11 protein-coding genes are annotated in these 13,484 nt (G+C 69.3%); 3 read left to right on the forward strand and 8 right to left on the reverse strand.

Translation table 11 applies throughout. The features are described 5' to 3' along the window. The 5 genes from IEZ21_RS48165 to IEZ21_RS41600 form a co-directional block, all read right to left on the reverse strand. The coding region (locus tag IEZ21_RS48165; protein ID WP_246568737.1) for a LacI family DNA-binding transcriptional regulator at window positions 1–699 on the reverse strand (699 nt) is incomplete at its 3' end. A gap of 79 nt (window positions 700–778) precedes the next feature. Next, entirely contained in the window at window positions 779–2,437 is a 1,659-nt protein-coding gene (locus tag IEZ21_RS41585) for a type 2 periplasmic-binding domain-containing protein (protein WP_189327013.1), read from the reverse strand. A gap of 165 nt (window positions 2,438–2,602) precedes the next feature. After that, window positions 2,603–3,490: a carbohydrate ABC transporter permease gene (locus IEZ21_RS41590; protein ID WP_189327014.1), complete on the reverse strand. Its 888-nt coding sequence runs from the start codon at window positions 3,488–3,490 to the stop codon at window positions 2,603–2,605. Continuing rightward, complete coding sequence (locus IEZ21_RS41595) at window positions 3,487–4,341, reverse strand: ABC transporter permease (RefSeq protein ID WP_189327054.1); 855 nt, start codon at window positions 4,339–4,341, stop codon at window positions 3,487–3,489. The genes IEZ21_RS41590 and IEZ21_RS41595 overlap by 4 nt, the downstream gene beginning before the upstream one ends. 413 nt (window positions 4,342–4,754) lie before the next feature. Continuing rightward, window positions 4,755–5,192 carry a protease inhibitor gene (locus tag IEZ21_RS41600; RefSeq protein ID WP_189327015.1) on the reverse strand — a complete coding sequence of 146 codons (438 nt, stop codon included), beginning with the start codon at window positions 5,190–5,192 and terminating at the stop codon, window positions 4,755–4,757. A 333-nt stretch (window positions 5,193–5,525) separates the two neighbouring features. On the opposite strand from IEZ21_RS41600, the gene abmR reads away from it, so the two are divergent. Beyond that, a complete protein-coding gene (abmR, locus tag IEZ21_RS41605) occupies window positions 5,526–6,110 on the forward strand; it encodes an ATP-binding transcription factor AbmR (protein WP_189327016.1) in 585 nt (194 codons plus the stop codon). A gap of 52 nt (window positions 6,111–6,162) precedes the next feature. On the opposite strand, the gene IEZ21_RS41610 is transcribed toward abmR, so the two are convergent. From IEZ21_RS41610 to IEZ21_RS41620, 3 genes are all read right to left on the reverse strand, one after another. Continuing rightward, window positions 6,163–7,824 (reverse strand): RICIN domain-containing protein, encoded by a 1,662-nt coding sequence (locus IEZ21_RS41610; protein WP_246568739.1) that lies wholly within the window; start codon window positions 7,822–7,824, stop codon window positions 6,163–6,165. Window positions 7,825–8,191: 367 nt separating this feature from the next. Continuing rightward, window positions 8,192–8,572, reverse strand: a complete 381-nt coding sequence (locus IEZ21_RS41615) for a hypothetical protein (protein WP_033318999.1) — start codon at window positions 8,570–8,572, stop codon at window positions 8,192–8,194. Between the two features lie 3 nt (window positions 8,573–8,575). Further along, window positions 8,576–8,821, reverse strand: coding sequence for a hypothetical protein (locus IEZ21_RS41620; protein WP_189327018.1), 246 nt, complete (start codon window positions 8,819–8,821; stop codon window positions 8,576–8,578). Between the two features lie 242 nt (window positions 8,822–9,063). On the opposite strand from IEZ21_RS41620, the gene qcrB reads away from it, so the two are divergent. Further along, entirely contained in the window at window positions 9,064–10,755 is a 1,692-nt protein-coding gene (gene qcrB, locus IEZ21_RS41625) for a cytochrome bc1 complex cytochrome b subunit (RefSeq protein WP_189327019.1), read from the forward strand. 306 nt (window positions 10,756–11,061) lie between these two features. Further along, on the forward strand, window positions 11,062–13,476 hold the full coding sequence (locus tag IEZ21_RS41630) for a SpoIIE family protein phosphatase (RefSeq protein WP_189327020.1): 2,415 nt from the start codon (window positions 11,062–11,064) through the stop codon (window positions 13,474–13,476). Window positions 13,477–13,484: the final 8 nt, after the last annotated feature.

Consider the following 13,484-nt stretch of genomic DNA (forward strand, 5'->3'; position numbering starts at 1 on the left):
GAACTCAGGAGCGTCGGCGGTCAGTACGCGGGTCGCGCCGTGCTCGGCGAGCGCGGCGCGGTATCCGGCGACGCGCGCGTCGAGGGCCGTGTTGCCGGGCAGTCCGCCGAGGAAGGCGATGCGGCGGTGGCCCGCGGAGAGCAGATGGCCGGTGATGGCACGGGCCCCGGCCTCGTTGTCGAACTCGACGACCAGCGCGGGGATGTCGGGGTCGGGCGCGGGCCGCCCGCACAGCACGAGCCTCGCTCCGGAGGAGTCGAGGGCGTGCGCGTAGTGCGCGACGCGCTCCCGGTAGGCGTCGTCCTCGACGACCCCGCCGACCAGGATCACCAGCCGGGCCCCCTCTTCGCGCATGAGCTGCACGAAGTCCATCTCCCGCTGCGGATCCCCCGCGGTGGCACCGAACACGCAGACCCAGCCGCGCTCGGCCGCCTCCGCCTCGACACCCTCGGCGACCTGCGCGTAGAAGGGGCTGGTGACCTGGCGCAGTACGACGGCGACCATCTTGCGGCCGCCGCCGACCAGGGCGCGGGCGTGCGCGTTGGCGACGTAGTCGAGCTCGCGGGCCGCGCGCATCACCCGGGTGCGGGTGGCCGACGGGACCGGGTAGTTGCCGCTGAGCACCCGCGAGACCGTGGCCACGGACACGCCCGCCCGTTCGGCCACCTCGCGGATCGTGACCCGCCCCTTTGCCGCCATGTCGTTCCCCGTTCCTCTGGTTCACTTCGCCCGTGACCTGCCGGTCCATTCCACCTGCCGGTCCATTCCACCTGCCGCCTCATGTGTTGGCGGCGTAGTCCTCGGCGAATTCCTCGGCCATTCTGTCGCCACCTCGCTGACGCCAGGTCTTGACCGCCGCGTCCCACTCGGACAGCGGCGTGCGTCCGGCGATGATCCCGGTGGCGGTGTCCTTGAGGAGCGTTTCGAGGGTGGTGCCCTGGGAGGTGAACGTCCGGGACTGGAGTCCGTACGAGGCATTGCGGATGGCGTGCGGGACGGTCTTCACCTGCCAGGCGTGCAGGGCCTTCACCGCGTCGGGCATGCCGGGCACGAACAGCACCTGGGGTCCTTCGGCGAGGTACTTCAGCGGCAGGTTGGTGTTGTTCTCGACCTGGCCGAGGTCGTTGGGCTCGGGCGAGCCGTCCTTGGCCCGGGTGAAGTGGGTGCCTTCCAGGCCGTAGTGGACGAGTTCCCACTCCTTGCTGCCGAACGGCGCCGCGAGATAGTCGAGTACGCGCAGCAGCAGCTGGATACGCTCCTTCTTCGCCTTCTTGACGATGGTGTAGCCGAACGAGCGACGTGCCCCGACGATGCCCCCGGGCTCCCCGCCCGCGCTGTACGGAAGGGCCGGCGCGGGTGTGAACTCCCGGCCTTTCTCAAGGAACTTGGGGAGGTAGCCGCCGAAACCGTCCTGTATGGAGCCGACCGTCCCGTTGTAGTAGAGGTCGATCATCTCGGGCTGTGCGCTCGAGGTCGCGTCGGGGTGGTAGGAGCCCGCCTTGCGCAGCCGGAGCTGGAAGTCGAGCATCTGCTTGTAGCGCTCGTCGGCCGCGGACGGCACGAACGTACCGTCCTTGCCCACCGACCAGCCCCGTGCGTGGACGCCGTGCGCCGCGGAGTGGAAACCGTCACCGAACACGGACCCTTCCGCCGCCCCGAGGGCGTACTTCTTCCCGCCCGTGCCCTTCTTGGCGACCGCCGCGAAGTCCTGGTCCGTCCAGCCTTCGCTCATCCCGGCGGCCCCGAAGGACTCCTGGTTGAGCCAGAGCGTGGAGCCGGGCAGCGGGCGTTCCAGGGGGATGCCGTAGATGCGGCCGCCGATGCGGCCCATGTCGCGCCAGGCGTGGGTGGGGATGTTCGCCAGGTTCGGGTAGTCCGCGACCGCGTCCCCGGAGAGGAAAGGTGTGAGGTCCTCGGCGCGACGCTGCACGAACTGGGCCTCGCGCGGCAGCACGAATCCGGAGAAGACGTTGATGATGTCCGGGAGTTCACCCGGGTCGCCGGCCATCACCGTGGCCATCTTCTTCTGGTAGTCGGGCTGCGAGATGATCGTGTACTCGATCTTCACGCCGAGGGCCTTCTCCACGGCCTGCCAGAACCGGTTCTCCCCCCGCCCCTTCGGGGGCACGCCGAAGCTGATGGTCATCACCTTGATTGTGGAGCCGTCCCCGGGGGTGCGGGAGACCGATGTCGCCAGGTCGGCGGGGTAGGAGATGTAGCCGGGCTGGACTCCTTCCGCGGTCGGCGCGAGGTCTGGCTTGGGCCCTGCGAAGGCCTTGAACGTGGGCCAGGGCGCCAGCTTCTTGCCCGCGTTGGAGACCCCGTCATCGCCGGACTCCGTGGAGCAGGCGGTCAGGGCGGCCGGAGCGGCGAGCGCGAGACTGCCCACGGCAGCGGTGCGCATCAGGGCACGGCGGGACAGAGGGGTTCCGGACATAGGTGTTCTCTCCCAGCTAGGTGAACCGGTGGAGTCAGGTGCAGTGGGGGGCGCCCCGTAGGGGCGCGGGGCTGTATCGATTTGCGGCTCCGCCGCGCGGGCGCGACCAGCCACGGCGGACCCGCAGCCGAAATACGGCAGGCGAGCGCCGCACCAGCGAAGCGCTCAACTCTTGATCGCGCCGGTGAGCACACCCTTCGTGAAGTACTTCTGCAGGAAGGGGTAGACGAGCAGAATCGGCACGGTGGCGATCACCAACACCGCCATCTGCACGGTCTGCGGAGCATTGACCGTGCCCTCGCTCGTGGCGGTGTCGGTGAGGTCCGTACCGGCCACCACATAGGTACGCAGCACCTGCTGGAGCGGCCAGTGGTCGCTCTCCAGGTAGAGGGAGGCGTAGAACCAGGAGTTCCAGTACGCCACCGCGTAGAACAGGCCGACGACCGCGAGTGCCGCCTTCGACAGCGGAAGCACGACCGACCACAGCACGCGCCAGTCCCCCGCCCCGTCGAGGCGTGCGGCCTCGTACAACTCCTCGGGGATGCCCTGGAAGAAGCCGCGCAGGACGACCAGGTTGAAGACGTTCACCAGCACCGGCAGGACCAGCGAGGAGTACGAGTCGAGCAGGCCGAGCTCCTTGACCACCAGGAAGCTGGGGATCATGCCCGGCGGGAAGAGGAAGGTGAACAGCACCAGCAGCAGTACGGGTTTGCCGCCGAAGACGCCGGGGCGGGACAGGGCGTAGGCGAGGGTCACCGTGCAGGCGAGGCTGAGCAGGGTGCCGACGACGGTCACTCCCGCGCTCACGCCGAGGGCGTGGGTGACGATGCCGCCGTCGAGGATGTCCTGGTACGCCTTGAGAGTCGGCTCCTGCGGCCACAGCACCCATCCGCCGCCCTCGACCACCTCGCGCTGCGAGGCCAGCGAGGTCGACACGATGACCAGGAAGGGGACGCACACCAGCAGGACGACGGCTGCGAGGGCCACCGCCTTGGCGGCCTGGGTGAGCGGCTTCGGCTTCTCCATCCAGCCGGGCCGGACATGGGCGCTCACTTGTAGACCCCCTGTTCGCCGAGGCGGTGGGCGACCTTGTTGGCCGCGTAGACGAGCAGGGCGCCGATGACGCCCTTGAACAGGCCCGCCGCCGCGGCGAATCCGTAGTCGCCGCCGACGATGCCCTGGTAGTAGACGAACGTGTCGATGATCTCGGCCGCTTCGGGGCCGACCGCGTCGCGCTGCAGCAGCATCTGCTCGAAGCCGACGGAGAGGATGTCGCCGAGCCGCATGATGAGCAGCAGGACGATCACCGGGCGGATCGCGGGCAACGTGACGTGCCAGAAGCGCCGCCAGGGTCCGGCGCCGTCGATGGCGGCGGCCTCGTACTGCTGCTCGTCGACCTGGGAGAGCGCGGCGAGGAAGATGATCGTGCCCCAGCCGGCGTCCTTCCAGATGACCTGGGCGACGGTGAGCGGTTTGAAGGCGTCCGGGTTGCCGATGATGTCGACGGTGCTCAGTCCGGCGTCGCCGAGGTAGCTGTTCACCAGGCCGGTGTCGCCGAGGACCTGCTGGAACAGGGCGACGACGATCACCCATGAGATGAAGTGCGGCAGATACGCCACGGACTGCACGAAACGCCGGACGGTGCTCCAGGTGAGGGTGTGCAGGAGCAGGGCGAGCGCGAGCGGGACGGGGAAGTAGAAGACGATCTGCAGGACCGCGATCCAGAGGGTGTTGAGGACCGCGTCCCAGAACGCGGTGTCCTGGAACATCCGCTGGAAGTTCTCCGGGCCGACCCACGGGCTGCCCCAGATGCCGTCGAAGGGCACGTAGTCCTTGAACGCGATGACGTTGCCCACCAGCGCGCCGTAGTGGAACACAAGGAAGTACACGAGCCCGGGCAGCATCAGCAGGAACAAGGTCCGGCTTCTGCGGGCGTGTAAGCCTTTTCGCTTCGTACGCGCTTCAGGCGGACGACGGCGAGAAGGGCTCACCGCCTCCTTGCCCGTGCGCTCCCGCAACACCGCGGCCACGGAGCCTCCTCACCTCTGGCTGTCGGGGTGCGGAGAAATTAAAACGTTTCCAAGACGGGGTCAACACTTCTGACACAGCTGGCCGTTGGGACTTGAGGCGGCTTGCGCCCCGACCTGCGTTGATCTCTGAAAACGTTTTAGGCCGTGAATGCCGGGGGCCGGCAGGACGGCCCCACTCCGTCCCTGCCGGCCCCCGGGTGAGATCGCGCGGCGTCCGCGACAGGGCCGCACTCCCCAGCTACGGGCCCCGGGTCGAGGTTCGCGGGCGCCGCGGCGATCCCGGTCTCTCAGAACGTGAAGACGGCTCTCCCGTGGGAGTTGTTCTTCACGCACTCGTTCGGGAAGGTGCGCTCGTAGGAGACGCGGCGGCCCTGCCAGACGCCGTCGACCGTGACGACCACGGGTCGGTACTCGCGAGTGCACATACCATCGCCTCTGCCGGCCAGGGCGTCGAAGTCCCCGCCGGACGCGCGCAGTTCGGCGCAGGCGCGGGCAGCACCCGGGTGCGTGCCCGAGGCGGCGGGCGCACAGGTCAGGGTGACCGCGCGGTCCGGGGCGGCAGTGGTCGCGTTCTCACCTCGACCCACGGTGAGCACGAGGGCCGAGGGGGCGTAGAGGGTGGACGGGGCAGGCTCGGGGGCGGCGTGGGCGGCTCCGGCGAGGGGGCCGCAGACGGCGGTGGCCGTCAGGGTGAGGGTCGCTGCCCAGCGCGCGGTGTTCGGCATTGTGTGCATCCTTCCGCTTGGGTGGCATTCCAGATCGTTTGCGTTCCGGAACGTTCGGGTGCCGGTTCCGAGTGTCGGACCGGCGAGCGCGAGTCTGCCGAGTCCGTGCCGGAAACACACATCCACCCCACGCGTTTCAGTAACGTTGCGTGTTGAATCAGTGGCGTGAAGTTACGGAATTTGAGCGCGCCGAGACCGCAACTGAGCGGGTGTCGTGGTGCGGAAGAGGCGTCCTGGCCGGATTCGCACCGCTCAGCAATAGGCCGGAAACATTCCGCTTCCAGCGGAAGCGGAACCCTTGCCTTCACTGTGCAGCGGAGTAAGGCTCATTACATGATTACAACCGAGCAGCACGAGAAATTGCGCGGCTGGTTCGCCGGCCGGTTGCCCGACGATCTCTTCGAGAGCCTCAGTGAGGTGACGGTCGACCGCGAGGAGATCACCGTCATCGGTCGCATAGCCGAGCCCCGGCTCGCCGAAGGCGTCTCGGACGCCGAGAAGGAGGCGGCCGTCGAGTCCCGTATCCAGGAGTTCCGGGAGCGCACCCGCGACGACCGGGTCGCGGTGGCCCGCGAGGCCGAGCACCGCTTCCGCAAGAAGGTCTCGTGGGGCGTGGAGTGCGGGGGCGAGCGCGCACTGTTCACCCATGTCGCCGCCCCCGTCATGACCCGGCTCCGGCAGCCCCAGCGGCAGGTTCTGGACACCCTGATCGCCGCCGGTGTCGCCCGCAGCCGCAGCGACGCACTCGCCTGGTGCGTACGCCTCGTCGAACGCCACGCGGACGACTGGCTCACGGAACTGAGGGACTCCCTGGAACACGTCCAGCGAGTGAGGGCCCAGGGGCCGGACGCCGAGGACGCCGCGACCCACGAAGCCGAGCCGGAGGACACGCCTCGCGACGAACAGACCGAGAACTGACCGGCGTTGGCCGGCGGCCGGACGGCCTGAGGCACCCGGCCGGGCGCAACCCTCAGTCCGAGTCGCTCACCGGTTTCGCCACCGACAAGGACTCCGGGCTCGCCGAGGACGTGCTGCCGTCCGTGCGCCAGCGCTGCTCGTCCGACCTGTCGCGGATCTTGACGACCACGTCCGAGTCCTCGTCCTTGGCGGCGGGGGCGACCGCGAGGTCCTCCTGCCAGCGCGGCAGCAACTCGCCCTGGACGGTGAGGTCGTAGCGGACGTCGTCGCCCCGCTTGGAGCCCGCGGAGGCGCAGCTGCCCAGGACCACCACGCCGGCGTCCACGTGGGAGTCCACGCACAGGTCGGAGTTCGCGACACTGCGCAGCAGTCCGTCCTCCTCGTAGGACCACTCCTGGGTCTCGGCGGAGGAGCACGCCTCCAGCTTGAGCGAGGCACCGGACTGCGCCTTGCCCCCCTTGATGTCCAGGCAGAGATCCGCGGCGAGATTGCGCAGCCGGGTCTGCACGGGGGGCGTGGGAAGTGCGGGCGGCGGGGACGTCGACCCGGCGGGCGGCGCCTGGGGGCCCGGAGTCGCGCTCTGGCCGGGGCCAGGGGTGCCGGAGGCGGAGGGGTCACCGCCGTCGTCCTGCGGCCACAGGGTGGTGATCAGTACGGTCGCCAGCAGCGCCCCGGAGACCACGCCTATGCCGGTGAGCATGGCCTTCGAGTTTCCCGGGCCCGGCGCGGCCCTTCGGCCCCCGCCCCCGGAGGAGAACTGGGGCAGCACGCGCCCGCGATGACGGCCGCCGCCGCCCTGCCGTCTACCGCCGGAACGGCTGGGCCGCCCTGCGGACTGGCCCCGCCCCGGACGTGAGTCGAGATAGCGGCGGGCTCCCCAGCCGAGCACCGATTCGGCGAGCAGCACGCCGAGACCGCCCCGGCCGCCCTCGAAATGGCTGAGCTGTTCGGCCGCGTAACGGCAGAAGCGGCACTCCAGCAGATGCTGCTGGACATCGGGGAGCAAGGTGCCGCCGCGCCGAATCGGGACGTCCAGGAGACGGTTGTAGTAGCGGCAGTCCTTGTTCGGCGCGAGTTCGCGGTGGGCCCGTACGCAGCCCTGGCGGAATTGCTCCCGTGCCTGGTCCAGAGCGGCCGACGCGGTGTCGGGATCCATACCCAACAGACCAGCTGGTACGGATATGTGTTCTGCCTCCACCTCTGTGTGCCACAGCACGCACTGGGCGAGTCCCGGGAGGGCCTGGAAAGAACGTTCGGCGAGCTTGCGATTTTCCGGCGTCATCGACTTCGTGGCGCGCATGCCACGGCCTCCGGCAGGTTTCCGGAGTTCCGGCAGAACGCCGGATATGCGATCCGCGGCGGACCAGGCCCGGACCGTGTCCCGCACGGTCACCAGGAGGTGGGGGCGCAGTGCGGCGGCGGACTCGGCGCGTTTGAGGCGGTCGAGGACCTGCTGGAAGGCGGCCGCGGTGACCATCGAGGCGACGCTCGCCGAGGTGGCCAGGCAGATGACCGCGTAGTCGTACGCGGGCTGCCAGTGCCGTGCCATCAACAGCGCGACGGACTGGGCGAGTTCGCCCTCCGGCTGCGCCCGCAGGAGAGCGGCGAGGCTCTCGTCCGACTCCCCGGGAGCGGTGGCACCCCCGGGAGTGGGAACGACGGCGAGGCCGGGGCGCGGGGGATATGTAGGACGGGGCGGGTGGGGGGTGTGCACTGAGCGGGGTCCTTCCAAGGCACAAGGTGGCACACAGAAGTTCTGACCGCCGAAAGGTGCTCCTGGTTGGTGCATACCTTTCTGGCTTGGCGCATGGAAAGCGGCCGGAGGGGTGGTCCGGTCGAGCCGTCGGCCGCCCGCCTTTTGAGCAAAACCGGCAGAACTAAAACTCGAGCATCGAATCAGACCCGGCCCTTAACCATGTACGGGGAAGTTCACCCTTGCACAAATCCCACACAGCCAACAAGCCACTCACGCGACTTGCGCAACATCCGACCTCTGAAGGAAAGTCAAGGTCGGTCCGTCAAGCCGCCCTGCCCTGCTGTGCAACGGTTTTCAAAATCGAACTGCCGGCAGGCGTACGCCTTCAGATCTGCCAGGAGCGCAGGCGGTCGGCCGCACCGAAGACGTCCGCCTTGCCGGACATCAGGTCGCGCGCGAGGTCGACGAGGGCCCCGTAGGGCGGGTCGATGCCGACGCCGCTGACGAACATGTACGAGACCGCCGTCGCACAGGCGAAGCGGGCGTTGGCGGACGGCAGAGGCTTGAGCAGGGCCAGGGTGTGCAGCAGCGCGGCGGCGCGCCAGGCCGGGTCCGAGTCCACGCCGAGCCGCGGCGGATCCACGCGGTGCCGGGCCACTGCGGCCACGAGCACGGAGAAGTCGTTCACCGTGGGCTGGTCGGGCAGGACCTCTTCGTGGCGCTGGAGCAGCCACGGAACGTCGATATGGATGACGGGGGCGGCCATGGGTCAGGCAGCCCGCCCTTCGCCCTTGGCGGCTGGTTCGTCCTCGGGGAAGGCGGCGGCGAACTCATCGGCGTGCGCCGCGAAGAACCGGCGGAAAACGTCCGCGCCTTCCTGCAACGCGCGGTGCCGCACGATGTCGGCCGCCGCCGCCTCGCGTACCAGGGCCTTCATCGACGTACCGCGCTCCTTGGCGATCTGTCGCAGATCCTCGAGCTCGCGCTCGCTGAATTCCACGTTGAGAGCTGGCATGCCCTCCACGGTACCGCGCGGGTACTTACTCGTAAATATTCGCAGGTCAAGTGATGTGCGTGGCGGTACCGGCGAGTGGTGCAACGGCACCCCGGACCCGTACGTGCTGAGACGTACGTCACTCTCCCCCGCCGGATGTCACATTCCGGGCCCCCGCAGCCCTCGCAGTAGTGAGGCGCACTACGGGAGGCAGGCATGTCCAGAAGTCCGGTACCGGGGACGGCGACCGACGAGGTCCTGAAATGACCACGTACGAGAAGGCGCCCTCGCGCCGTCCCGCGGCTGACGAAGCGTCCTCGGGTCAGCGCGTGGCCGACTGGTTCGACGGCCGCCTTGGCATCCACAGCCTCGGCAGGAAGTATCTGCGCAAGGTCTTCCCGGACCACTGGTCGTTCCTGCTCGGGGAGATCTGCCTGTGGAGCTTCGTCGTACTGATCCTCACGGGCGTCTATCTGACGCTGTTCTTCCATCCGTCGATGAACGAGGTGACGTACCACGGCAGTTACGTCCCGCTGAAGGGCGTGCGGATGTCGGAGGCGTACGCCTCGACGCTGGACATCAGCTTCGACGTACGGGGCGGTCTGCTGATCCGGCAGATCCATCACTGGGCCGCGCTGATCTTCATCGCCGGGATGCTCATGCACATGATGCGGCACTTCTTCACCGGCTCGTTCCGCAAACCCCGTGAGATCAACTGGCTGTTCGGCTGGACGCTGCTGTTCCTCGGCATCTTCGAGGGGCTCTTCGGCTACTCCCTGCCGGACGATCTGCTGTCGGGCACCGGGATGCGGTTCGTGGACGGCGCGCTGTTGTCGGTGCCGATCGTCGGGACGTATCTGTCGTTCTTCACGTTCGGCGGCGAGTTCCCCGGTGACGACGTCGTCGCCCGCTTCTACTCGCTGCACGTCCTGGTGATCCCCGGCATCATGGCGGCCCTGGTGGTGGCCCATCTGATCCTGGTCTTCTACCACAAGCACACCCAGTTCCCGGGGCCAGGGAAGACCGAACGGAACGTCGTGGGCGCGCCGTTCATGCCGGTGTACATGGCGAAGGCGGGCGGCTTCTTCTTCCTGGTGTTCGGGGTGATCACGCTGATCGCGGCGATCGCGACGATCAACCCGGTCTGGTCGTACGGCCCTTACCGCGCCGACCAGGTGTCCACGGGAGCCCAGCCGGACTGGTACCTGGGCTTCGCGGAGGGGCTGGTGCGCATCATGCCGGGCTGGGAGATCAACGTGGCGGGTCATACGCTGGTCATGGGCGTGCTGATCCCGATCGTCACCTTCCCCCTGCTTCTGATCTTCATCGGCGTGTACCCGTTCCTGGAGTCCTGGGTCACCGGCGACAAGCGCGAGCACCATCTACTGGACCGTCCGCGCAACCGACCGATCCGTACTTCCATCGGCACGGCCTGGATCAGCCTCTATCTGATCCTGTTCGCGGCCGGCGGCAACGACATCGTGGCCACCCTCTTCCACCTGTCGATCAACACAGTCACCTGGGCGGCCCGGATCGCGGTGCTCGTCGTCCCCGTCCTGGTCTTCGTCGTCACCCGGCGCATCTGTCTGGGGCTGCAACGCCGGGACCGCGAGCTGGTGTTGCACGGTCGCGAGACCGGCGTGATCAAGCGCCTGCCGCACGGCGAGTTCGTCGAGGTGCACCAGCCGCTCTCCCCCGCCGAGTTGCACACGCTGACCCAGCACGAGCAGCCCAGGCCGCTCGATGCGGGCCCGGCACGCGACGCGAACGGCGTGCCGAGCCCGAACGGCTCGAAGCGGCGGCTGCGGGCCCTCCTCTCCCGCGGTCTGTACGGCACCGGAGCGCAGGTGGCGAAGCCGACGGCCGAGGAGTACCGCGAGGCCCATCCCGATGAGGAGGTCGAGGAACGTCAGGAAGCCCGCGCGATCAGCGAGGCGGGGCCTCCAGACGGCTGATCCGCTGGGCGTCACCGTCATGACGGGTTTTCTCATCGTCGACAGCTCAGAAAACCTCACAACTGCTCGCGACCAAACAGATTCTGACGGTCCGACACTCCGGACCGTCAAGACTCCGACAGGCTTGCTCTGTCCGTCGCGTCACATCGGCCGGAAACCCCCGGTGACGGACGGGCCCGCGAACGACGGGCGGTGCCGGTGTGCTCCAGGCGGTGTGCAGACCCCCTCCACGGACTACCCTGGGACTCAAGTGACGCAGCTGATCACTGTCAGTGTCCGCAAGGGACGCAATGGAGTGTGGCGACGATGAGGAGCCACGACGACACACCGCCGCCCGACGGTCCGGACTACCCCTTCGACGAGACCGCCACGGCACGGGCTGTCCTCGACGCGGACGGCATCATCGTCGAGTGGAGCGAGGGCGCCCGGCGCCTGCTCGGCCATGCCCCGGCCGATGTCCTCGGTCGGCCCGCCGCGGATCTGCTGGCCCCGGGCGGCGAGGCCGCGGGGCCCGAGTCGACGAGCACTCGCTGGAGCGGAGAGCTCGCGCTGCGCCATCAGGACGGCCGCCCCCGGAACGTATGGCTGCTCGCGCACCGGCGACGGCCCGAGCGCGGCGACCGCAGCGACTGGCTCCTCGTCGCACCCCTCGACGGCAGGGACCCGCTGCCCGACGGCGATCCCCTGACGACCGCGCTCCTGGAGCAGTCCCCCTGCGCCACGGCGATCTACGACGAGCGGCTGCGGCTGCGCCGGATCAATGAGGCGATGGCCATCGCGATCGGCCTCCCGGAGGAACGGATCCGTGGACTGCGGCTCCCCGAGATCGGCGGTAGGCCGCAGAACGAGGACCTCGAACGGCATCTGATCCGGGTGCTGCTGTCCGGGCAGCCCGAGGATGTGCAGACGTACATGAGGATGGGCGGTGAGCGGGAGCCGCACGCCTGGCTGGCCCGTATCGCGCCGCTCACGGACCCCGAGGGCAGGGTGCGCGGCGTCTGTCTGACCGCCCACGACTTCACCGAGCAGCACCTGGCCCGGGAGCGCCTGCAGCTCGTCAACGAGGCGAGCATCCGTATCGGCTCCACCCTCGACGTCAGACGCACAGCGCAGGAACTGGCCGACGTGTGCGTGCCCGCGCTCGCCGACTTCGTCAGCGTCGACCTGATCGATGTGGAGGGCCGGAACGGCGAACTGTCCTCCGGGCGGCTGTCCGCCCCCGTCAGCCTGCGCCGTGCCGCCCACCGGTCAGTGAATCCGGGCAACCCGGAGGCGGTGGTCAAGCCGGGCCAGGTCGACGTCTACCCGGCATCCTCGCCGCAGGCCGACTCCCTGCTGGCGGGCCGGCCCATCGTGGCCTCGGACCTCGCGTCCACGCTGTCGGAGTGGCTCGCCTGGGACCGGCCGCGCTTCGAGCGTGTCAAGGAGTACGGCATCCACTCGACGATGTCGGTCCCGATGCAGGCCCGCGGCGCGCCCCTGGGCGTCGTCGTCCTGACCCGGTTCCGGCGGGCCGAGCCCTTCACCCCCGACGACGTCCTGCTGGCCGAGGAGATCGCGGCCAGGGCGGCCGTCTGCATCGACAACGCCCGCCGCTACACCCGCGAACGCGCGACCGCGCTCGCCCTGCAGCGCAGCCTGCTGCCCCGGACGCTGCCGCGCACGGCCGCCCTCGAAGCGGCCTCCCGCTATCTGCCCGCGGCCCAGGCCGGGGTCGGCGGCGACTGGTTCGACGTGATCCCGCTGTCGGGCATGCGGGCCGCCCTGGTCGTCGGGGACGTCGTCGGCCACGGCGTCCAGGCGTCGGCCACGATGGGGCGCCTGCGGACCGCCGTCCGCACGCTCGCCGACATCGACCTGGCTCCGGACGAGCTGCTGACCCACCTCGACGACCTGGTCCTCAAGCTGTCCACCGAGGCGGGCGGCGACGACACGACGGGCGAGGTCGGCGCCACCTGCCTGTACGCGGTGTACGACCCGATCAGTCGCCGTTGCACCCTCGCGCGGGCCGGGCATCCGCCCCCGGTGATGCTGCCGCCGGAGGGCCCGCCCCAGGAGATCCACGTACCGCCCGGGCCGCCTCTGGGCCTGGGCGGGCTGCCGTTCGAGTCCATCGAGCTCACGCTCACCGAAGGGACCGTGCTCGCCCTCTACACCGACGGCCTGGTCGAGAGCCGCGACCGGGACATCGACATCAGCCACCGGATGCTGTGCCAGGCGCTGGCCCGCCCTTCGAGCTCCCTGGACGACACCTGCCACCACGTCCTCCAGTCGCTGCTCCCGCCGACCGGCGTTGCCGACGACGTGGCCCTGCTCCTCGCCCGTACTCGCGGACTTCCGGCCTCTCAGGTGGCGACCTGGGACATCCCGGCCGACCCCGCCCTCGTGGCTCCTGTCCGCAAGCAGGTCGTCCATCAGCTGGGCACCTGGGACCTGGACGAGGCGGCGTTCACGACGGAACTCGTGGTGAGCGAACTCGTCACCAACGCCATCCGGTACGGCGAGCGCCCCATCCGGCTGCGCCTCATCCACGATGCCGACACGCTGATCTGCGAGGTGTCGGACGCCAACCACACGGCTCCGCATCTGCGTCGCGCCAAGACCTTCGACGAGGGCGGTCGCGGACTGCTCCTGGTCGCCCAGCTCACCCAGCGGTGGGGCAGCCGGTACACGCCCGAGGGGAAGACGATCTGGGCGGAGCTGACGCTGGACGAGGACTGACGTCCTCC

Origin of the sequence: Streptomyces flaveus, assembly GCF_014647675.1 — a bacterium.
In the GTDB taxonomy this organism is placed as follows: Bacteria; Actinomycetota; Actinomycetes; order Streptomycetales; family Streptomycetaceae; genus Streptomyces; species Streptomyces flaveus.